The organism is Bartonella sp. P0282, assembly GCF_048452985.1.
Taxonomy (GTDB): domain Bacteria; phylum Pseudomonadota; class Alphaproteobacteria; order Rhizobiales; family Rhizobiaceae; genus Bartonella; species Bartonella choladocola.
The window spans coordinates 361,612-382,947 of the sequence record NZ_WTFO01000002.1 but is presented as its reverse complement, the minus strand read 5'-3'; the positions used below and the strand labels follow the sequence as shown (position 1 = coordinate 382,947).

Here is a 21,336-nt window from a genome sequence, read left to right as displayed (position 1 = left end):
AACTTAAGCGTTAAAATCCATGCGTGTACGGTAATCGAGAATGTCGCGAAAAAGCGGCGTATCCACGTCATAAGGTACTTTGACTTCGCCGGTAACCCACGTCAATAAATCTCTATCTTCAAAAGACATAATATATTCAAGCTCGTCCATGGCCTTTTCATCAAGATTCATGATATGCGCGTCAACATATTGTCCGAAAACCAGATCCATTTCACGGATCCCCCGATGCCAGGCACGAAAGACAAGTCGGCGTTGCCTTACATTCAGCTTACTATTATCGACTCTTGAGCCTGTCATCCTATCCTCCAATTCAACACGATATGGGACTTCGTCCTATATTACGCTCTCGACTATGTTTCAATAATTCGTTGTTTGACAATAGTCCAAATATATAAACATGTATATCAGGACGTCGTTCCAAAAGGCGTTGAACGCAAATTTGAGTCTTTGAATGATACAGAAAAATCATTGGCATCTGTTCAAACAGGGGATCGTCGCCTGCATCCCGACATTGTTAGGATATTGGGCAATCGGTTTCGCCTGCGGTGCAATCGGCTCGGTATCCGGATTTTCTGTTTTGCAGATTTTTTGTCTAAGCACATTTGTTTACGCCGGTTCAGCACAATTCCTGTTTTATTCAATGGCCTCGACAGGAGCCGGACTGATGCAAATCGCTCTGGGCGTCCTCTTTATCAATATGCGCTATCTTTTAATCAACACCTATATGGCGCAGTTTTTTTCTCACGCCAACCGGTTTGAAAAACTCGTCGGCGGCTTTCTGATGACCGATGAAACATTCGGCGTGGCTTCGCAATATGCCCGTTTGCATAATAATATTCTGCCATTTTCATGGCTGTTAGGATTGAATTTAACAGCTTGGTTCAGCTGGATTTTTGCAACACTCGTCGGCAGCGTTTTTGCAACATCGCTCCCCGATTGGCTAAAGGATAGCTTGAGTTTCAGTCTTGTCGGTATGTTTATCGGGCTATTATTGCTCGGTTGGTATGCAAGCCAGACTAAAAAAATAGATATTGTTGTGATTGTTGTCGCTATGGCTATTGTTACCTTTTCACATGGTATTATTGCCGCAAATGCATCGTCAATCATCGCCACTTTGATCGCCGCAACAATTGGCATGTTTATGCTTCTCAAGTCGGGGAGTAGCAAAATATAATGATGGAACATGTCGGATTGGGTATAGCAATTGCAGCGGTTGTCACCGGATTGATTAAAATCGTCCCTGTCATGACGCTGGCACACCGTCCATTTCCCAAACTTTTCCGCTATTGGCTGAACTTTGTACCGGCTGCAGTGCTTTCTGCAATTATTGTCGCCGAAATCCTTGAAAAACCTCAAACAACCAGTTTCGGTATTTCAGTGGCTTTACTAAGCACAATTGTTTCTCTCATTGCCGGCATGGCAACGCGAAGCCTGTTCGTGACCGTCATTGTCAGCATATTAGGCTATCTGCTATTCCAGAATATCTAGCACCGGATTTTGCCTGAATAATATATCGATTATATCAACCATCCAGAGTTCTGCACTATTTCCTCTTCAAGGAAGCTCGATAATTTTTCCGCTTTTCAGCGTTATGCGCCGATCCATCTGTTTGGCAAGCGAAAGATTGTGTGTCGCAATAAGAGCAGAAAGCCCCGATTGACGAACCAAAGCAGCGAGTGCCTGAAAAACATAAGCGGAGGTCACAGGGTCAAGATTACCTGTCGGTTCATCTGCCAGCAAAATTGACGGAGCATTGGCAACGGCACGGGCAATCGCCACACGTTGCTGTTCGCCGCCGGAAAGTTCGGATGGCCGGTGTTTGGCGCGATGGCCTACGCGCAGGTAAGTCAGCAGTTTCAATCCGCGGTCAGCCGCTTCGGAACGCTTAAGACCGGCAATCATTTGCGGTATCATCACATTTTCCAAGGCTGTAAATTCAGGCAGCAAATGGTGAAATTGGTAGACAAAACCGATGTCGTTACGACGAATAGCTGTGCGGTCATTATCCGATAAATTGGAACAGGAATGCCCGCGCAAAACGACATCTCCGCCATTGGGGCGCTCAAGAAGACCGGCAATATGTAAAAGTGTCGATTTACCGGCACCGGACGGCGCCACAAGGGCAACAGTCTGCCCCTGTTCAAGAGAAAAATTGGCTTTATCAAGAATAACAAGAGGCTTGTCACTGTCCAGATAGCGCCGGTCAATGTTTACGAGTTGCAACAACGACGCCATTATTCATACCTCAAGGCTTGAACCGGATCGAGCTTTGCAGCGCGCCACGCCGGTATGAGCGTTGCAAGGAAGGAAAGAAAAAGCGCCATAAAGACAACCATCAACGTTTGTCCCCATTCCAGACGCGCTGGTAATTTTGTCAGGAAATAAAGCTGCGGGTTGAAAACATCGACATTAAACAGCCATGACACAAAGTCCTGAATGTGGCCGATATTTTCGCATGTCAACACACCCAACAAAAGTCCGAAGATCGTTCCTATCACGCCGATGACCATGCCTGTCATGATGAATATACGCATAACAGCACTTTGTTTTGCCCCCATAGTTCGCAAAATCGCAATATCATGCCCCTTGTCTTTAACCAACATGATTAAACCGGAAATGATATTCAAAGCTGCGACCAGAACAATCAGCGATAATATGAAAAACATCACATTGCGCTCGACTTGCAGTGCTGAAAAGAAAGCCTGATTTCGAGACCGCCAATCAATCGAATATACCTGTCTGCCGACCGCTTTTTCAACTTCCGGAGTCATTGACGATACGGCATCGGGATTATTCAAAAAGATTTCCAGTGATTGAACTTTATTGCCCAAATTAAAGAAAGCCTGCGCTTCTTTTAACGGCATGAAAACGAAAATCGTATCATATTCCGACATACCGACGGTGAAAATAGCCGTAACTTTATAAGCTTTAACACGAGGATTGACACCAAAAGGCGTAACATCGCCATCCGGTGTGATAATCCGGATGTCGCTTCCCACCGATAGTCCCAGTTTTTCTGCCATGCCGCTGCCAATTGCAACGCCGTCCTGCTTGTCAAAATTTTCAAGGCTGCCAAATTTTATATTTTTTGTGACAGTCGTAAGTTTATCGAGATCCGTTTCGCGCACTCCGCGAACCAATGCTCCGGTTCCGCCGGTTGCATCGCCTTGGGCTAGAGCCTGCCCCTCGACAACGGGAAGCGCAAACTTGACACCGTCGACGGATTCTATACGCGGTATCAAACTGTTGTAATCGGTAAAATCGCTATCAATTGCCTGAATAACGAGATGACCGTTCATGCCGAGGATGCGATCAAGCAATTCTGTTCTGAAACCGTTCATAACGGCCATGACAACGATCAAAGCGAAAACACCAAGCATGATACCGATCAGCGATATAATCGATATGATCGACGTGAACATCTGTTTCCGGTTCGGAAGCATATAGCGAAATGCAATCATCCATTCATAGGATGAAAATCCTGACCGGCTACCGCTTCTGGCTCTCGTACTCATCAAGCCTCCGTTAGTCGCCTCAAAGCCGCATCGAATGGAAGTATTTCTTTATGACCGGTTTTACGATCTTTTATTTCGACTTCGTTTTGAGCGGCATTTTTCGGACCAATAACAATTTGCGTAGGAAGTCCGATAAGATCCATCGTTGCGAATTTGGAACCAGCACGTTCCTGTGTATCATCAAGCAAAGGATCAAAACCTGCATTGATTAATGATTGGTAGACCCTTTCACTCAATGCGTCGCACTTTGGATCACCCGGTTTCATATTGATGATACCAAAATCAAATGGCGACATAGCACGCGGCCAGATAATGCCGTTTTCATCATGCGAAGCTTCAATAGCCGCAGCCACCAGACGTGACGGACCAATGCCGTAAGAACCCATCGAAACCGGATGTTCCTGACCGTCGGACCCCATGACAGTGGCATGCATCGGAAGCGAATATTTGGTACCGAAATGGAAGATGTGACCGACTTCAATACCCCTTGCCGCTATCTGGTCGGATTGCGGAACTTTCGCCCAAAGCGCTTCATCGTGCATTTCGTCGGTTGCAGCATAGGGTGTTGTCCATTCCTTGACTATATCGGCGATTGCCGCATCATCAGAAAAATCGACATCGGCCGGAGGAATGGTCATGTCCAGAAAATGCTTGTCGCAGTAGACCGCGCTCTCGCCGGTATCGGCAAGAATAATAAATTCGTGGCTCAAATTTCCACCGATCGGACCGGTATCCGCGCGCATCGGAATTGCTTTAAGACCTGTTCTTGCAAATGTCCGTAAATATGAAACAAATACACGGTTATAAGCCGCCTTCGCTCCCTCATAATCAATGTCGAAAGAATACCCGTCCTTCATCAAAAACTCGCGTGAGCGCATAACGCCGAAGCGCGGGCGAATTTCATCGCGGAATTTCCATTGAATATGATAAAGATTAAGCGGGAGATTTTTGTAAGACTTGATATGGGCTCTAAAAATATCGGTAATGACTTCCTCGTTGGTCGGACCATAAAGAAGTTCACGTTCCTGCCGGTCTTTAATGCGCAGCATTTCCTGCCCATACGCATCGTAACGGCCGCTTTCCCGCCACAAATCCGCTGATTGTATGGTTGGCATCCATATTTCGAGAGCGCCTGCGCGATTTTGCTCTTCGCGGATAATGTTGCAAACTTTATCCAGCACCTTTTTGCCGAGCGGTAGCCAGGCATATATGCCGGCTGCCTGTTGGCGTATCATTCCGGCACGTAACATGAGGCGGTGGGAAGCAATTTCTGCTTCCTTCGGATTTTCTTTCAATATGGGTAAAAAATAACGAGATAGACGCATCGACTATTAAAATTCCAGCTAAGCTCCTCGAATCGGAGCAGATTTATCAGTATTTGTTAACCATAGCGGCTAACGTAACGCTTGAAAATAGAAACAATCGAAGATCGAAAGCTTTTTATAAAAATTGTCCTTCAGGAACATAAGAAACAGATAGAAACCGAAACATAAAAACGATTGTTTTCAAACAATTTCTAAGCTTGCCAAATAAAACAATACCCCTGATTTATGCGTTTTCGCACCAACATTTTTATGCAATCGACAACAAGATTATAAAGTTCAAGTCGTTGCTTTATCTCAACCTGTGGGAGAAAATTGTGCAAACAGGTTTTTTGCCCCATATTTCGTTAACAGATGCTCTGACAGCCCGTCGAACAGCTTCCCGAACCATATCATCATCTTTACGCTTTACACGGGGAATACTTTCAATCGTCGTTTCGATTGCGTCTGTAATAATGTCATCAAAAAGATTCCCCTCGTCATCTGTTTCCGGCAAACCGAAACAGACAACTTCAGGCACATCGACGAGATTGTGGTGCTTGTCCAACAGGAATGACGCTGATACCTGCCCTACATAGCTTAATTTTCGCCTTTGACTAATCCCCAATTCTTCTTCATTGCCAATGAGATTTCCGTCTTTATAAATTTGCCCAACCGGAACTTCATCAACAATTTCGGCAGGTTCCGGTGCAAGCTTCAACATATCGCCATTGCGTATTTCTGCCACTTGTTTGATACCCGCCTGACGCCCCAAAGCCGTTTGTGCTGCCAGATGAAGAGCCTCACCATGAACCGGAACCAAAATCTGCGGTTTTACCCACTCATACATTTTCTTCAGGTCGTTACGACGTGGATGTCCGGAAACATGAACAAGTGCGTCATGATCGGTGATAATCTTCACACCCATGTCAGTCAGGCGGTTTTGCGTATCGATAATAGCTCTTTCATTTCCGGGAATACTGCGCGAAGAGTAAATAACCGTATCGCCAGCCGTTAACGCAAGCGAACGCATTTCATCACGAGACAATTTGGCAAGTGCTGCTCTTTGCTCTCCTTGACTTCCCGTCAAAACCATAACAATTTTATCGCGCGGAATATAAGGATAGTCTTCCTCACTCAGAAACGGATCAATGCCTTCAAGATAGCCGAGTTCTTCGGCAACATTGACACTCCGTTTTATCGAGCGGCCTACCAGTAAAACCTGTCGACCAGCTTCCTTTGCCGCCTTTGCTATTGAAATAATCCTCCCGACATTGGATGAAAAAGTTGTAATCGCGACGCGACCTTTTTCACCTGAAATTATTTCGGTCAAGCTTTTAAAAACATCATGTTCTGTCGGTGATACACCGTCCCGCATCGAATTTGTCGAGTCGCAGACGAGTGCAAGTACGCCATCTTTGCCCAATTCTCTAAACCGCTTCTCATCAGTTAACGCGCCAAGTGACGGTTCAAGATCAATTTTCCAATCGCCGGTGTGAACAACCGTTCCGAGCGGCGTTTTAATTGCCAATGCTACCGGTTCGGGAATAGAGTGGGCAACGGCTATTGCTTCGATTGAAAACGGCCCCAGTTCAAAACGATCTCCGGCTTTGAACAGAGTAACCGGCACATCATAAGAATTGTAATCAATTTCGCGCTTTGTTTCCAACAAGCCTGCGGTAAATGCGGTACAGTAAACAGGTATCTTCAATTTCGGCCACAAATCCAATATCGCGCCGAAATGGTCTTCATGGGCGTGCGTTACGACCAACCCTAATATATTCGTGCGTTCGTTTTCCAGAAAACGTATATCCGGCATGACAAGGTCGACACCCGGTAACTCGGGACCTGCAAAACTGACACCGAGATCAACGATCAGCCATTTCCGGTTATCTTCAGGACCGTACCCATAAACGCCGAGATTCATACCGATCTCGCCTACGCCCCCAAGTGGTAGAAAAACCAACTCATTATTTTTGCGTGATGCCATTAGGGACTCCCTGATATACGACTTCCGGACAGCGCTTACCCGACTTATCTTCTCTTCTTATTATCGGCCAGCAACCGAAGATGCAATATTACCGAAATGGACATCACCAGCCGACACTTTTATTTCATGCCCGTCATCATCGGTAACGATGCAATTATAGTTTTCATCAAGACCCGAAAAAATCCCGCGAATGACTTTATTGTTGCCGGTAATCGTCAATTCCTGACCGAGATGGGCAGCGTGTTCGAGCCATTTTTTTCTGATTATTTCTGTTCCGTCGGATGCAAGAAATATGTCATAATTTATCGCCCAATAATCGCCAAGCAACTTGAAAAGAGTGGCGCTATCAGCGTTCGGTATTATGTTTTTTAATGCTTCGGTCGGATAAGGGGCGTCTTCATATTTATGGATTATGTTGACGCCAATCCCTATGACCAGTGCAAAACGCGTTTCATCGAGCCGTTCAAGCTCCAGCAATATTCCGGACGCTTTTGCGTCTTTCAATAACATATCATTAGGCCATTTGAGACCTAAAACGTCGCTCGAAATTCCCTCTTTTTGCAAAAGTGCTGCAATTGCATCTGCAAGAGAAACACCTGCAACAAACCCCAATTGTGCAGCGTTGACCGGATTAATATCGCGGCTCAGCAGAAGACTGGCATAAAGATCACCTTTGGGACTATTCCATTGCCGACCTCTGCGTGCCCTTCCCGATGTTTGTTCATCGGAAACAACCCAAAGACGATCTTCATCTTCATGCGCTTTGGCCAAAGCAACACGATTAGTGGAGTCCACACTTTCGTAGGACTCCACTTTATAACCATGTCGCCGGGCAAGATCCGAAAGTGTAAATTCCATCTTGCTTAGAAAAGTGATGCAGCAGCGTTCTGTGCCAATGGCGAAAGATAAATGCCGAAGAAAATATAAAACAGCACAAATATACCGGTTATCGTGAGAACAAATTTAAGCTCGCCTGTTAAAGGCAAGAAGCTAGATGACTGCTGTGCCTCGTCAAACCACATGATCTTGATAACACGTAAGTAATAGAACGCACTGATGACAGATGCGATCATACCAATGACAACAAGCGGTATCAATCCGGCATAAACAGCGGCTGAAAATGTATACCACTTCACGAAGAAACCAGCCATTGGCGGAACACTTGCCAACGAAAACAGCATGATCGTCATAACCGATGCCATAAACGGACTATTTTTCGCCAATCCTGCAAGATCATATATGCTTTCAACGTTACCATCACGCGTCCGCATACCTAAAATAAAGGCAAACGAGCCTAAAATCATCGCAACGTAAACTGTCATATAAAGGATTACGCCTTCAATACCGAATGCTGTGCCGGCAGAAAGACCGACGAGTGCATAACCCATATGGCTTATCGAAGAATAAGCCATAAGGCGTTTGATATTGGCCTGCCCTATTGCGGCAAACGCTCCCAAAGCCATAGAGGCTATCGACATGAATACGAGGATTTGTTGCCACGCAGCCAAAGCGCCGTGGACGCCGGAAAGCGGAAGAAATCCTTCAACAATGACACGAATGATAAGTGCCATAGCCGCAACCTTCGGTGCACTGGCAAAAAAGGCAGTAATCGGTGTCGGAGCACCTTCATAGACATCAGGTGTCCACATATGGAAGGGAACAACCGAAATCTTGAAGGCAAGGCCGGCAAGGATGAAAACGATACCAAAAATAACGCCGAGCTGCGGTATCTGACCGTTGAGAATCGTTGCCAGCTCACGAAAACCGATTTGTCCGGTAAAGCCATAAATCAAAGTTATACCATAAAGAAGCATGCCCGAAGACAAAGCACCGAGGACAAAATATTTCAAACCGGCTTCGGAAGATTTTACGTTATCGCGATTGAAAGCTGCCAGTACATAAAGAGCCAATGAGTGAAGTTCCAACCCCATATAAAGCGTCAGCATATTTCCGGCTGATATCATCAACATCATACCGAGAACAGCAAACAGCATCAGAATTGGATATTCAAATTTCGCAAGCTTATCCGACCGCGCAAATCCAACCGACATTATCAATGTGAATATTGCACCGACCAGCATAAGCACTTTCATGTAGCGGGCAAAATTATCGACAATCAGAGCGTTTACGGCAAACGCGCTATCATTTGCCGATAAAACGACAACAAAAATCGTCGCTACCAACAGCGCAATGGATAACCCGGTTATCGTTACATAGGAACGCGCACCGGAAAACACCCCGATCAGTAACAGCACCAAAGCTCCTAAGGCAACAAGGAGTTCAGGAAATATCAGCGGCAATTGAGCCATTAAATCAGTATGCATGGACATTCGCCTCTTCAGTGCAGCTGGTTAACAAGAGCTTCTACTGCCGCAGCCGTTGTGTTGAGAACCGGCGTCGGATAGAAACCGAAAAATACGGTAAGAGCAATCATCGGATATAGAATGAATTTCTCCCGTGGTGACAAATCAAGAAGAGTCTTCAGGCTTTCTTTGTCGAGTTTTCCGAAGATAACGCGACGATAAAGGTAAAGTGCATAAGACGCTGACAGAATAACGCCGGTTGTACCAATGACAGCAACCCAGCTATTGACCTGGAATACGCCGATCAAGGTGAGAAATTCACCAAGGAAGCCGGACGTACCAGGAAGAGCGATATTCGCCATTGTGAAGACCATGAAGGCAACAGCATATTTGGGCATGTTGTTGGCTAGTCCCCCAAAAGCGGCAATTTCCCTCGTATGCAACCGGTCGTAAATAACACCGACACAAAGGAAAAGTGCAGCCGACACGATACCATGGGAAAGCATCTGGTAGATAGCACCCTGAATACTGAGTTCATTCGCCGCAAAAATACCCATCGTCACATAGCCCATATGCGCAACAGACGAATAAGCAATCAGCTTTTTCATATCTTCCTGAACGAGTGCAACAAGTGACGTGTAGATAATTGCGATCAGCGAAAGGGTGAACACAAACGGCGCCAGATCTGCTGAAGCAACCGGAAACATCGGCAATGAAAAACGGATAAAGCCGTAACCGCCGAGTTTCAGAAGAATGCCGGCCAAGATCACCGAACCGGCTGTCGGCGCTTCAACGTGGGCATCAGGCAACCATGTATGAACAGGCCACATCGGCATTTTGACTGCAAAAGACGCAAAAAACGCAAACCACAGCCAGAACTGCATGTGAGCCGGAAACTTATAGTGGAGAAGCGTCGGAATATCGAGAGTGCCGGATTGCCAATACATAACCATAATGGCAACCAACATCAGAACCGAACCCAGAAACGTGTAGAGGAAGAATTTCAAGCTTGCATAAACACGTCTTGGACCACCCCAGACACCGATAATAATGAACATCGGTATCAAGCTTCCCTCGAAGAAGACATAGAACAAAACCGCATCGAGAGCACAAAATACACCGACAACTGCAACTTCAAGAAGAAGGAAAGCTATCATATAGGCTTTCAACCGGTCTTTCACTGTTTCCCAGCTAGCTAAAACACAGAACGGCATCAGGAAGCCGGATAGAACAACGAATAAAACCGAAATCCCATCAACGCCCATATGGTAATTAATGCCGCCACCGAGCCAACTGATCTTCTCTTCCATCTGGAAACCGGAATTGCTGTTATCAAATCCTGCCCAGATAATGAGGGATAATACAAATACGAATAAAGTCGTAAAAAGTGCCACATTGCGAATATTGCGCTTTGCTGCCTCGCCATCGTCCTTAATCAAAAGGATCAGAACAACGCCAACAAGCGGCAAAAATGTGACCGTAGAAAGAATAGGCCAGTCGGTCATCAGTTTAAGCTCCCGATCATCATCCAGGTGATGAGCGCAGCGATACCGATCAGCATCGCGAATGCGTAATGATACAGATACCCAGTCTGCATACGAACCACCTTATTGGTTATGTCTACGACGCGGGCCGCTACTCCATTCGGGCCAAGGCCATCAATAATCTTTCCGTCTCCCACTTTCCAGAAGAAGCGGCCAATTACAAAAGCCGAGCGGACAAACACGACGTCATAAAGTTCATCAAAATACCATTTGTTGAGTAGAAAACGGTAAAGGAAGGGAAATGCGTTGGCCAATGCCTTTGGAATGGCAGTTGCGACAATGTAAAAAAGATAAGCCAATACAAACCCGACAACCATTACTACGAATGGCGACCATTTTACCCATACCGGAACGCCATGAGCATCATGAAGGATATGGTTTTCAGCTCCGGTAAATATCGCGCCTTTCCAGAAAGCATCGTATAATCCGCCGGAAAAATATGGCTGGAAAATAACACCGGCAAAAACTGCACCGATTGCCAAAATAATCAACGGCACAATCATGACTGCTCCGGATTCATGGACATGGTGCATTATATCTGCTGTTGCCCGCGGTTTGCCGTGGAATGTCAGGAAAATCAGACGCCACGAATAAAAGCTCGTAAACAATGCAGCAATAACAAGCAACCAGAAGGCATAGCCGCTAGCGACATTATGGGAAGCAAACGCCGATTCAATAATGCCGTCTTTCGAGAAAAAGCCCGCCGTACCGAATACAGTTTCCGGAATACCTACGCCGGTTAGTGCGAGCGTGCCGATAACCATCATCCAGTATGTGGTTGGAATGTATTTGCGCAAACCACCCATCTTGCGCATATCTTGTTCGTCCGAAACGGCATGGATAACCGAACCCGCACCAAGGAACAACAAAGCTTTGAAAAATGCGTGGGTAAAAAGATGGAAAACGCCCGCGCTATATGCGCCAACACCGAGCGCTACGAACATGTAACCAAGCTGCGAACATGTCGAATAGGCGATAACGCGCTTGATATCGTTTTGCACCAGCCCCACGGTTGCTGCAAAAAATGCTGTTGTCGCGCCAATAACCACAATAACTGTCTGAGCAGTTGGAGCAAGCTCGAAAATCGGTGACATGCGCGTAACCATGAATACGCCGGCAGTAACCATCGTTGCAGCGTGGATGAGAGCCGAAACAGGCGTCGGACCTTCCATGGCATCTGGCAACCACGTGTGTAGAAAAAACTGCGCCGATTTAGCCATTGCCCCGATGAAAAGGAAGAAACATGCAACAGTTATTGCCTTGTTGCCATCCACTTGCCAACTGAGGAAGGTCATATGTTCAACAAAACCGGGATCTGCAGCTCTTGAAAAAATCGTATTGAAATTGACTGATTTGAACAGAGCAAAAACACTGAACACGCCTACAAGAAATCCGAAATCCCCGACCCTGTTCACAACAAATGCTTTGATAGCAGCAGCTGATGCGGAGGGGCGCTGATACCAAAATCCGATCAACAGATAAGATGCGAGACCGACACCTTCCCATCCAAAGAAGAGTTGGACAAGATTGTTCGACGTAACGAGCATCAACATCATAAATGTGAAAAATGACAGATAGGCAAAGAACCTTGGCCGCGACGGGTCAGTATGCATATATCCTATCGAATAGATATGAACCAATGCAGACACTGTATTGACAACAATTAACATTACAGCCGTGAGTGCGTCGATATGCAAAGCCCAATCGAACTGTAAACCGCCAACCAATATCCAATGGAATATTGGAACATCAACAGTTTGCCCGCTTCCCATAGCAATATCGAAAAATGCTATCCATGAAAGAACCGCAACGATAACCATGAAGGTACATGTTACGAGTTCGGCGGCGCGGGCTCCCAGCGTTTTTCCACCTAATCCGGCGATAAAAAAGCCTAAAAGAGGTAGGAAGACAATAGCGTAAAACATAACGCGTCAGCCTTTCATCACGTTAACATCTTCGACCGCAATCGAACCGCGATTACGATAGAATACAACCAGAATAGCCAAGCCGATTGCAGCTTCTGCTGCAGCAACGGTCAACACAAAGAGCGCAAATACTTGCCCCACAAGATCGTGCAGAACCGAAGAAAAGGCCACAAAATTTAAATTGACTGAAAGCAATATGAGCTCAATCGACATCAGAATAATAATGACGTTTTTTCTGTTCAGAAAAATGCCAAAGACACCAATTGTGAACAACAATGCAGAAACGGTCAGATAGTGAGCAATTTCAATGTGCATATTATTCTTCCCGTTAAATACCTTTACCAGATTCAACTTTTTTAATTTCAAGCGTGTCTTCAGGCATGCGTGCAACCTGTTTGGAAATTGATTGCCTTTTCACGCCTGAACGATGATGCAAGGTCAAAACAATCGCACCAATCATTGCAACAAGCAAAACAAGACCGGCAAGTTGGAAATAGAAAACATAATCCGTATAGAGAATGTCGCCTAAAGCCTGAGTATTGGTTCGCTCTGTCAAACTTGGCATCGGTTCGGTCACATGTTCTGCCAATGTTGGCGAAAAATGCGAACTTGCGAACACCACAATCAGTTCGACTGCTATAATAATACCGACCAGTGCGCCGATCGGAGCATATTTCAATGCGCCACTTTTCAGCTCTGCGAAATCGACATCGAGCATCATAACGACGAACAAGAACAGAACAGCGACCGCACCCACATACACAACAAGCAGAATAAGACCGAGAAATTCGGCTCCTGTTAAAATGAACAACGCGGCCGCGTTGAAAAACGCAAGTATTAGAAACAATACCGAATGCACCGGATTACGCGCGGCAACAACCAGAACTGCGCTTGCCAGCATAATGAAAGCGAACAAATAAAAGAATGCCGCTGCTATACCTGTTAACATTGGTTTCCCCTAAGTTAAACCAAAACGTTGACGCAAATAATTACGCCGATTTATATTTTGCCGCGTCAATAAACGCGACCACGCGATTTTCCCACTTCACCGATAAGGTGCATCCATAGCAATATTTCTTGCTATTTCACGCTCCCACCGGTCACCGTTTGAAAGCAGTTTTTCTTTGTCATAATAAAGCTCCTCCCTGGTTTCAGTGGCGAACTCAAAGTTGGGACCTTCAACAATGGCTTCCACGGGGCAAGCTTCCTGACAAAAACCGCAATAGATACATTTAACCATATCGATGTCGTAACGAACTGTGCGACGGGTTCCGTCATTTCGTCTCGGACCAGCTTCAATTGTGATAGCTTGTGCCGGACAAATGGCCTCGCATAATTTGCAAGCAATACACCGTTCCTCACCATTGGGGTAACGCCGCAAGGCGTGTTCACCGCGAAAACGTGGTGACACATACCCCTTCTCGTAAGGATAGTTGATCGTCGGTTTCGGAGCGACAAACTGGCGCATGGATAGCCAGAATGCACTCCAGAATTCTATCAGAAGAAGTGACTTGGCAGCTCGAAAAAGACCAGACATATCCTTCACCCTCAACTAAAACTTACAAATTTCAAATAGGCTGCCGTAATAACGACCATTGCAAGTGAAATAGGCAGGAACACTTTCCACCCCAATCTCATCAATTGGTCATAACGGTAACGGGGAACGAATGCTTTCACCATGGCAAACCAGAAGAAAACAAAGCAAACTTTCAAGACAAACCAGATAATTCCGGGAACCCAATTGAGCCACCAGACATCAAGTGGAGGCAGCCACCCGCCTAAGAAAAGAATAGTTGTCAACGCGCACATCAAAACGATTGCAACATATTCTCCAAGGAAGAACAGCATATAGGGTGTCGAAGAATATTCGATCATATGTCCGGCAACCAGTTCCGACTCCGCTTCAACCAAATCGAATGGCGGGCGGTTCGTTTCGGCCAAAGCCGAAATGAAAAAGATGATAAACATCGGAAATAGTGCCAACCAGTTCCAGTCAAGGAATGTATTGAATGGTAACCCGATATTTGTACCAAGTCCTGCTTTCTGTCCATTAACAATCGTTGTCAGATCAAGTGAACCGCTCACCAGAATAACGGTTACCAGAACAAAGCCTATTGAAACTTCATAGGAAACCATTTGGGCGGTGGAACGCAAAGCACCCAGAAAAGGATATTTCGAGTTCGAAGCCCATCCTCCCATAATAACGCCGTAAACTTCAAGAGAAGATATAGCGAGAATATAGAGAAGACCGATATTGATACTGGCTACCGCCCAACCTTCGTTAACCGGAACGACAGCCCATGCCGATAATGCCAATGTCGAGGAAATAAATGGTGCGAGCAAAAACACACCCTTATTTGCACCTGCAGGAATAATCGGCTCTTTGACAACAAATTTGATCAAATCCGCAAAAGATTGAAACAAACCCCAAGGCCCCACCACATTGGGCCCGCGGCGCAACTGGACTGCCGCCCAAATCTTTCTATCGGCATAAAGAAGGTAAGCGATAATAACCAACAAAACTACCAAAAGCAGTACCGCTTTGCCGACAATTATCAGCAGGGGAAGCAGCCAGGTCATAAAGAAATCAGCCATTGTCTTTATTTTTCCTCTCTACCTTCATTCTGCCGCTTCTGTCAGTCGGGCTTTGGCGAGAGCTGAACATTCAGCCATCACAGCCGACGCACGGGCAATCGGGTTCGTCAAATAGAAGTCTTTTATCAAAGACGAAAATGTTTGTTTGCCAAGTTTCACCGGATGTGAGCCGAGTTTTATCAACTCTTTACTGTCACCGGTCTTAATGGCGTTCACATTCGCCATATGAGGGAAATTACCGAACAGGTTCTTTCGCAATTCAGCAAGTGAATCAAACGGCAATTTGTGACCGAGAACTTCGGATAGAGCTCTTATAATTGCCCAATCTTCTTTCGCTTCACCTGGAGCAAATGCTGCACGGGCAGTCATTTGCACCCGTCCCTCTGTATTGACATAGATACCGGATTTCTCGGTATACGCAGAAGCCGGTAAAACAACATCTGCGTTCTGCGCTCCGTTATCACCATGACTTCCGATATAAACCGTAAACCCTTTTTTCTGATCGAGGTTGATTTCATCAGCACCGAGAAGGAACAATACGTCGGATGATTTTACGATATTTTCCGCACCAAATGGCGAGGAGAAACCGATATCCAATCCACCAACACGGGAAGCAGCCGTCTGCAGAACAGCAAAACCGTTCCAATTTTCCGAAAACGCGCCGACTTCATCACAAAGCTTGGCTATCGCCTTCAAAGTTGCTTCGCCATTCTCTCCGGTCAATGCTGATTGCCCAACAAGGATCAACGGTTTTTCAGCTTTTTTCAAAACCTCGAAAAACTCGTTCTTGCCGTCAATAAGCTGGGCAAGAGTATCTGCCCCCGCACCAAGATAGGTATAAGGATAACGCAAATCCACTTGCTCGCCGATCAGACCGATCGGGAAGTTGTTCTGCCGTTCACGCTTGCGGAATCTCGCATTCATCACAGCAGCTTCAAACCGCGGGTTCGAGCCGATAATCAATAATGCATCAGCGGCTTCAATCCCCGCAATCGTCGGATTGAAGATATATGAAGCGCGTCCCGTCTCGTTTGAAGGAGCACTTCCATCCTGCCGACAATCGACAGCTGTAGAACCAAGAGACTGAAGCAACATTTTCAGTGCATACATCTCTTCCACAGTTGCAAAATCGCCGGCAACTGCACCGATTTTATCGGACGATGCAAGCTCGACAGCCGATTTTATCGCTGCAAAAGCTTCAGACCAACCGGCTTCCACCAGTTTTCCGTTTTTGCGAACATAAGGCCGATCAAGCCTCTGGGTGCGGAGCCCGTCCCAAATGAAACGGGTTTTATCCGAAATCCACTCTTCGTTAATATCGTCATTAACACGAGGCATAATACGCATGACTTCGCGTCCACGCGTATCAACTCTAATGGCACACCCCATACCATCCATAACGTCGATGGTCTCGGTCTTGGTCAATTCCCACGGACGAGCATGGAACGCGTAAGGACGGGAGGTTAAAGCACCGACAGGGCAGAGATCAATGACATTTCCCTGCAATTCGGATGTCATAGCCTGCTGAAGATAAGTAGTAATCTCTGCATCTTCACCACGACCGATTAACCCAAGCTCCGATATTCCGGCAACTTCCGTTGTGAAACGCACACATCTTGTGCAATGGATACAACGTGTCATTACCGTCTTTACCAACGGTCCGATATATTTGTTCTCGACCGCGCGCTTATCTTCCGTGTAACGTGAAAAATCATGGCCATAAGCCATAGCCTGATCTTGCAAATCACATTCGCCGCCCTGATCGCAAATCGGGCAATCAAGCGGGTGATTGATAAGAAGAAATTCCATCACCCCTTCACGAGCTTTTTTGACCATAGGGGTATTGGTGAACATCTCCGGAGGCTCACCGTTCGGCCCCGGACGCAGATCACGAACACCCATTGCGCAAGAGGCTGTCGGCTTGGGCGGACCACCCTTAACCTCGACAAGACACATGCGACAGTTTCCCGCGACCGAAAGCCTCTCGTGAAAGCAGAAACGCGGCACTTCCGCTCCGGCTGCCTCGGCAGCCTGAAGAAGCGTATAGTGATCCGGTACTTCGATCTCTTTTCCGTTAATTTTGATCTTCGCCATTGTTATTCCAGTCCGCGGACAACCCGCTTAACCTTTAAACTTTATTTCCTCAAACACTACCGACTTTATTCAGCTGCTTCCAAAGCAATGTTCTTACTCTGGACAGCGTTACGTGTATAATCATCAATCCGTTTTTCAATTTCAGGACGGAAGTTTCTTATCAAAGCTTGAACAGGCCAAGCTGCTGCATCCCCCAACGCGCAAATTGTATGTCCTTCCACTTGCTTTGAAACCTCGAACAAAAGGTCAATTTCACGCTTTTGTGCTCTTCCTTCGACCATGCGTCCCAAAAGGCGCATCATCCAGCCTGTGCCTTCCCGACATGGAGTGCACTGACCGCAACTCTCATGCTTGAAAAACGCAGAAATTCTCCAAATTGCTTTGATAATATCGGTCGTTTTATCCATCACAATTGCGCCGCCTGTACCGAACGACGAACCAATTGCTTTCATGCCGTCAAAATCCATAATCGCATCAGGCATTTTTTCACCCGGCACAACCGGACAGGAAGCACCACCCGGAATAACCGCAAGGAGATTATCCCAACCGCCACGAACGCCGCCTGCATGTTTTTCGATCAATTCGCGGAATGTCAGCCCCAAGCTTTCCTCGACAACACACGGCGTATTGACATGACCGGAGAACATAAACAGCTTGGTTCCAACATTGTTCGGTCTTCCGAATGACGAAAACCACGCAGCTCCACGCCGCAAAATTGTCGGTGAAACAGCAATCGATTCCACGTTGTTAACCGTTGTCGGACAACCGTAAACACCCATATTGGCGGGGAAAGGCGGTTTTAATCGCGGTTGACCCTTTTTACCTTCCAGACTTTCGAGAAGCGCTGTCTCCTCACCACAAATATAAGCGCCAGCACCGTGATGAACGATAATATCGCAAGCGTGGCCGTGTACAGTTTTCTTACCGAGAAGGCCGGCATCATAACATTCATCAATGGCCGCCTGCAGGGCTTCACGTTCACGAATATATTCGCCCCGGACGTAAATAAAAGCGGTGTGAGCCCCCATAGCGAAGGTCGCAATGACACACCCTTCAATCAAAGTGTGCGGATCATGACGCAATATCTCGCGATCTTTACACGTTCCAGGTTCTGATTCATCAGCATTAACAACCAGATAATGTGGCCGCCCGTCATTTTGCTTGGGCATAAAAGACCACTTCATGCCCGTTGGAAAACCGGCGCCACCTCTTCCGCGCAGTCCGGACGCTTTCATCTCGTTGATGATCCAGTCACGCCCCTTTTCGAGGATAGCCTTGGTTCCGTCCCAGCAGCCACGCGACATCGCGCCTTTCAGAGACTTGTCTTTTAACCCGTATATATTGGTGAAGATGCGATCACTATCAGCCAGCATTTCTCACCTTTTCCTTTTTTCCAACACGTTATTCGGCTTCATTCAAACTGTTTTAATTGTTGTTACCCAACCGTTTATCAGTCAGTTCAAAATCATGCGTTATTTCATTCCTCTACTTTCTTCGTAGAAGATTTTTTCTTGGTTGAATTTCCATCACCGTCAGTCAACGACGTTAAACCGGTAACCGGTTCAGACGTTTTCCTGCCGTTTTGCGGACCGACGGGAACAGAACTCCCCTTCCCTGCTTCAAATGCATCAATGATTTCTTCCAACCTTTCAGGTGTCAAATCTTCATAAGTATCTTTGAAGATCATAACCATGGGCGCATTTGCACAAGCACCAAGACACTCCACCTCTTCCCATGAAAGTGTGCCGTCTTTATTGGTCTCGAACGGTGCATTATTGATCTTGTTTTTACAAACTTTGATAAGCTCTCCGGCACCCCTTAACATACACGGAGTGGTTCCGCAGACCTGTACATGCGCTTTTGTACCAACAGGTTTCAGTTGAAACTGCGTATAGAAAGTTGCTATTTCCAAAACCCGAATATAGGCCATGGAAAGCATATCCGCGACATATTCAATAGCCGCGCGGGTGACCCACCCCTCCTGCTCTTGCGCACGCATAAGCAATGGAATGACTGCTGATCTTTGGCGGCCTTCCGGATATTTTGCAATAGTCTTCTCTGCCCACTTCAAATTCTCTTTATTAAAAGAAAATGAGCTAGGCTGTATAGCTTCATTGGCAAGACGGCGCACAGACATCAGCGATCGACCTCTCCAAAAACAATATCAATAGAACCCAATATCGCGGTAACATCTGCAAGCAAGTGCCCTCTCGCCAGAAAGTCCATAGCTTGCAAATGCGCATAACCGGGTGCACGCAACTTTACGCGGTAGGGTTTGTTTTTACCCTCCGAAACCAGATAGACACCAAATTCGCCCTTAGGAGCTTCGACAGCCGCATAAACTTCGCCAGCGGGAACGTGGAAGCCTTCCGAATATAATTTGAAATGGTGAATAAGCGACTCCATAGAACTTTTCATTGCAGCTCTTCTGGGCGGAGTAACCTTATGATCCACAGCCAGAACCGGACCGTCTTTTTCAGTGCTTAACAGACGTTCCACACATTGACGCATAATACGTGCCGACTGACGCATTTCTTCCATACGGATAAGATAACGATCGTAACAGTCGCCATTCTTCCCGACAGGAATATCGAAATCCATCTCATCGTAACATTCATATGGCTGGCTTTTGCGCAAATCCCAAGGAACACCGGCACCACGAATCATAACTCCCGAAAATCCGCGCACCCAAGCATCTTCAATTTTCACAACACCGATATCGACATTACGTTGTTTGAAAATTCGGTTTGGCGTGACGAGTGCATCAAGCTTATCAAGTGCCACCAAAAACGGATCAATGAACTTGCCAATATCTTCCACCAATTCCTCAGGCAAATCCTGATGGACACCGCCCGGACGAAAATAATTTGCATGAAGACGCGCACCGCAGGCACGTTCATAAAAGATCATTAGTTTTTCGCGTTGCTCAAATCCCCATAATGGCGGAGTGAGAGCGCCAACATCCATAGCCTGCGTTGTAACATTCAAGAGGTGATTGAGTATGCGTCCGATTTCAGAAAACAGAACGCGGATAAGTTGGCCACGCTTTGGAACCTCGATTCCCAACAACCGTTCGACAGCAAGAACAAATGCATGTTCCTGATTCATAGGTGCAACATAATCAAGCCGATCAAGATAAGGTGTCGCTTGCAAATATGTTTTGGTTTCCATCAGCTTTTCAGTGCCGCGATGCAGTAGCCCGATATGCGGATCGACACGCTCTACGACCTCGCCATCAAGTTCGAGCACCATACGCAAAACACCGTGAGCAGCAGGATGTTGCGGACCAAAGTTGATATTGAAATTACGGACATTGACCTCAGCCACGATCAACTCCTCTGTTTTGAAATGGCATAAAACTATCGAACTCGACGAAAGCCGGTTTTTTCAACAAGCCCGCGCAAAAATTGCAATCGCCAATGTTGAAAAACGTCATTTTTCCGTTCATTTGGCACCCCCTGCCTTCTCGTCACCGGGCAATACATATTCCGTACCTTCCCAGGGTGACATGAAGTCGAAATTGCGCATTTCCTGACGAAGAACAACCGGTTCATAAATAACCCGTTTTACTTCATTATCATATCTGCATTCAACAAATCCCGATGTCGGAAAATCTTTGCGCAACGGATGTCCCTCAAATCCGTAATCCGTCAAAATACGGCGCAAATCCGGATGACCGGAGAACAAAATACCATACATATCGTAGGCTTCACGCTCGTACCATTCCGCTCCCGGATAGACACTGCAAGCCGAAGGAACAGCCGTATCTTCGTCGGTGCGCACTTTTACACGCAAACGCAAATTATGGCGTGGAGAAAGCAGATGATAGACAACATCGAAACGCTTTTCACGTTCAGGATAATCCACACCACAAATGTCGATCATCCCGACGAATTGACAATGAGAATCATCTTTCAAAAACGACAGCACATCAACAATCGCTTCAAGTTTGGAAATGATTGTCAGTTCATTATAAGCAAAAACAGAATCCTCGATTACATCCCCCAAGCGTTCGGAGAGATACGATTGTAATTCTTTTAGCGCTTCAGTACTCATTGAGTGCTCTCCT

The 21,336-nt window shown here is 46.3% G+C and carries 20 protein-coding genes; 2 read left to right on the top strand and 18 right to left on the bottom strand.

Features of this window, described 5'->3' with window-relative positions; translation table 11 throughout:
- Positions 1–3: 3 nt before the first annotated feature.
- A complete protein-coding gene (locus tag GQS64_RS07050; protein WP_077992161.1) occupies positions 4–297 on the bottom strand; it encodes a succinate dehydrogenase assembly factor 2 in 294 nt (97 codons plus the stop codon).
- 154 nt (positions 298–451) lie between these two features.
- Here GQS64_RS07050 and GQS64_RS07045 point away from each other — a divergent pair, with 154 nt between their 5' ends.
- Both GQS64_RS07045 and GQS64_RS07040 read left to right on the top strand, forming a co-directional pair.
- Entirely contained in the window at positions 452–1,174 is a 723-nt protein-coding gene (locus GQS64_RS07045; RefSeq protein ID WP_077992157.1) for an AzlC family ABC transporter permease, read from the top strand.
- On the top strand, positions 1,174–1,488 hold the full coding sequence (locus GQS64_RS07040; RefSeq protein WP_077992156.1) for an AzlD domain-containing protein: 315 nt from the start codon (positions 1,174–1,176) through the stop codon (positions 1,486–1,488). Before GQS64_RS07045 ends, GQS64_RS07040 begins: the two co-directional genes overlap by 1 nt.
- A 66-nt stretch (positions 1,489–1,554) precedes the next feature.
- Here the strand turns inward: GQS64_RS07040 and GQS64_RS07035 are convergent, their stop codons facing one another.
- The 17 genes from GQS64_RS07035 to GQS64_RS06955 form a co-directional block, all read right to left on the bottom strand.
- The gene (locus GQS64_RS07035) at positions 1,555–2,235 is read right to left on the bottom strand and encodes an ABC transporter ATP-binding protein (protein WP_077992155.1); all 681 of its coding nucleotides are present in this window, start codon (positions 2,233–2,235) and stop codon (positions 1,555–1,557) included.
- Complete coding sequence (locus tag GQS64_RS07030; protein ID WP_077992154.1) at positions 2,235–3,515, bottom strand: lipoprotein-releasing ABC transporter permease subunit; 1,281 nt, start codon at positions 3,513–3,515, stop codon at positions 2,235–2,237. The genes GQS64_RS07035 and GQS64_RS07030 overlap by 1 nt, the downstream gene beginning before the upstream one ends.
- Positions 3,515–4,840 carry a proline--tRNA ligase gene (proS, locus tag GQS64_RS07025; RefSeq protein ID WP_198231098.1) on the bottom strand — a complete coding sequence of 442 codons (1,326 nt, stop codon included), beginning with the start codon at positions 4,838–4,840 and terminating at the stop codon, positions 3,515–3,517. The genes GQS64_RS07030 and proS overlap by 1 nt, the downstream gene beginning before the upstream one ends.
- Before the next feature lie 289 nt (positions 4,841–5,129).
- Positions 5,130–6,806, bottom strand: coding sequence for a ribonuclease J (locus GQS64_RS07020; protein ID WP_198231097.1), 1,677 nt, complete (start codon positions 6,804–6,806; stop codon positions 5,130–5,132).
- Between the two features lie 60 nt (positions 6,807–6,866).
- Positions 6,867–7,664 (bottom strand): biotin--[acetyl-CoA-carboxylase] ligase, encoded by a 798-nt coding sequence (locus GQS64_RS07015; RefSeq protein ID WP_198231096.1) that lies wholly within the window; start codon positions 7,662–7,664, stop codon positions 6,867–6,869.
- 5 nt (positions 7,665–7,669) lie between these two features.
- Positions 7,670–9,130, bottom strand: coding sequence for an NADH-quinone oxidoreductase subunit NuoN (gene nuoN / locus GQS64_RS07010; RefSeq protein ID WP_198231095.1), 1,461 nt, complete (start codon positions 9,128–9,130; stop codon positions 7,670–7,672).
- Positions 9,131–9,144: 14 nt separating this feature from the next.
- Entirely contained in the window at positions 9,145–10,614 is a 1,470-nt protein-coding gene (locus GQS64_RS07005) for an NADH-quinone oxidoreductase subunit M (protein ID WP_198231094.1), read from the bottom strand.
- Complete coding sequence (nuoL, locus tag GQS64_RS07000; RefSeq protein ID WP_198231093.1) at positions 10,614–12,578, bottom strand: NADH-quinone oxidoreductase subunit L; 1,965 nt, start codon at positions 12,576–12,578, stop codon at positions 10,614–10,616. Before nuoL ends, GQS64_RS07005 begins: the two co-directional genes overlap by 1 nt.
- 6 nt (positions 12,579–12,584) lie before the next feature.
- A complete protein-coding gene (gene nuoK, locus GQS64_RS06995) occupies positions 12,585–12,893 on the bottom strand; it encodes an NADH-quinone oxidoreductase subunit NuoK (protein ID WP_075870696.1) in 309 nt (102 codons plus the stop codon).
- 13 nt (positions 12,894–12,906) lie between these two features.
- Entirely contained in the window at positions 12,907–13,527 is a 621-nt protein-coding gene (locus GQS64_RS06990) for an NADH-quinone oxidoreductase subunit J (RefSeq protein WP_077992141.1), read from the bottom strand.
- Between the two features lie 96 nt (positions 13,528–13,623).
- Positions 13,624–14,115, bottom strand: coding sequence for an NADH-quinone oxidoreductase subunit NuoI (gene nuoI, locus GQS64_RS06985; protein WP_077992139.1), 492 nt, complete (start codon positions 14,113–14,115; stop codon positions 13,624–13,626).
- Between the two features lie 11 nt (positions 14,116–14,126).
- A complete protein-coding gene (nuoH, locus tag GQS64_RS06980; protein WP_077992137.1) occupies positions 14,127–15,173 on the bottom strand; it encodes an NADH-quinone oxidoreductase subunit NuoH in 1,047 nt (348 codons plus the stop codon).
- A 24-nt stretch (positions 15,174–15,197) separates the two neighbouring features.
- The gene (nuoG, locus tag GQS64_RS06975) at positions 15,198–17,267 is read right to left on the bottom strand and encodes an NADH-quinone oxidoreductase subunit NuoG (RefSeq protein WP_198231092.1); all 2,070 of its coding nucleotides are present in this window, start codon (positions 17,265–17,267) and stop codon (positions 15,198–15,200) included.
- A gap of 65 nt (positions 17,268–17,332) precedes the next feature.
- Positions 17,333–18,640, bottom strand: coding sequence for an NADH-quinone oxidoreductase subunit NuoF (gene nuoF / locus GQS64_RS06970; RefSeq protein ID WP_198231091.1), 1,308 nt, complete (start codon positions 18,638–18,640; stop codon positions 17,333–17,335).
- Between the two features lie 104 nt (positions 18,641–18,744).
- On the bottom strand, positions 18,745–19,404 hold the full coding sequence (gene nuoE / locus GQS64_RS06965) for an NADH-quinone oxidoreductase subunit NuoE (protein WP_198231090.1): 660 nt from the start codon (positions 19,402–19,404) through the stop codon (positions 18,745–18,747).
- Complete coding sequence (locus GQS64_RS06960) at positions 19,404–20,594, bottom strand: NADH-quinone oxidoreductase subunit D (protein ID WP_198231089.1); 1,191 nt, start codon at positions 20,592–20,594, stop codon at positions 19,404–19,406. The genes nuoE and GQS64_RS06960 overlap by 1 nt, the downstream gene beginning before the upstream one ends.
- Before the next feature lie 117 nt (positions 20,595–20,711).
- On the bottom strand, positions 20,712–21,323 hold the full coding sequence (locus tag GQS64_RS06955) for an NADH-quinone oxidoreductase subunit C (protein WP_198231088.1): 612 nt from the start codon (positions 21,321–21,323) through the stop codon (positions 20,712–20,714).
- Positions 21,324–21,336 lie beyond the last annotated feature (13 nt).

Excerpts from the sequence above, each read along its gene's own strand:
- GQS64_RS07050 (WP_077992161.1), bottom strand. The coding sequence starts at position 297 with ATGACAGGCTCAAGAGTCGATAATAGTAAGCTGAATGTAAGGCAACGC.
- GQS64_RS07045 (WP_077992157.1), top strand. The coding sequence starts at position 452 with ATGATACAGAAAAATCATTGGCATCTGTTCAAACAGGGGATCGTCGCC.
- GQS64_RS07040 (WP_077992156.1), top strand. The coding sequence starts at position 1,174 with ATGATGGAACATGTCGGATTGGGTATAGCAATTGCAGCGGTTGTCACC.
- GQS64_RS07035 (WP_077992155.1), bottom strand. The coding sequence starts at position 2,235 with ATGGCGTCGTTGTTGCAACTCGTAAACATTGACCGGCGCTATCTGGAC.
- GQS64_RS07030 (WP_077992154.1), bottom strand. The coding sequence starts at position 3,515 with ATGAGTACGAGAGCCAGAAGCGGTAGCCGGTCAGGATTTTCATCCTAT.
- proS (WP_198231098.1), bottom strand. The coding sequence starts at position 4,840 with ATGCGTCTATCTCGTTATTTTTTACCCATATTGAAAGAAAATCCGAAG.
- GQS64_RS07020 (WP_198231097.1), bottom strand. The coding sequence starts at position 6,806 with ATGGCATCACGCAAAAATAATGAGTTGGTTTTTCTACCACTTGGGGGC.
- GQS64_RS07015 (WP_198231096.1), bottom strand. The coding sequence starts at position 7,664 with ATGGAATTTACACTTTCGGATCTTGCCCGGCGACATGGTTATAAAGTG.
- nuoN (WP_198231095.1), bottom strand. The coding sequence starts at position 9,130 with ATGCATACTGATTTAATGGCTCAATTGCCGCTGATATTTCCTGAACTC.
- GQS64_RS07005 (WP_198231094.1), bottom strand. The coding sequence starts at position 10,614 with ATGACCGACTGGCCTATTCTTTCTACGGTCACATTTTTGCCGCTTGTT.
- nuoL (WP_198231093.1), bottom strand. The coding sequence starts at position 12,578 with ATGTTTTACGCTATTGTCTTCCTACCTCTTTTAGGCTTTTTTATCGCC.
- nuoK (WP_075870696.1), bottom strand. The coding sequence starts at position 12,893 with ATGCACATTGAAATTGCTCACTATCTGACCGTTTCTGCATTGTTGTTC.
- GQS64_RS06990 (WP_077992141.1), bottom strand. The coding sequence starts at position 13,527 with ATGTTAACAGGTATAGCAGCGGCATTCTTTTATTTGTTCGCTTTCATT.
- nuoI (WP_077992139.1), bottom strand. The coding sequence starts at position 14,115 with ATGTCTGGTCTTTTTCGAGCTGCCAAGTCACTTCTTCTGATAGAATTC.
- nuoH (WP_077992137.1), bottom strand. The coding sequence starts at position 15,173 with ATGGCTGATTTCTTTATGACCTGGCTGCTTCCCCTGCTGATAATTGTC.
- nuoG (WP_198231092.1), bottom strand. The coding sequence starts at position 17,267 with ATGGCGAAGATCAAAATTAACGGAAAAGAGATCGAAGTACCGGATCAC.
- nuoF (WP_198231091.1), bottom strand. The coding sequence starts at position 18,640 with ATGCTGGCTGATAGTGATCGCATCTTCACCAATATATACGGGTTAAAA.
- nuoE (WP_198231090.1), bottom strand. The coding sequence starts at position 19,404 with ATGTCTGTGCGCCGTCTTGCCAATGAAGCTATACAGCCTAGCTCATTT.
- GQS64_RS06955 (WP_198231088.1), bottom strand. The coding sequence starts at position 21,323 with ATGAGTACTGAAGCGCTAAAAGAATTACAATCGTATCTCTCCGAACGC.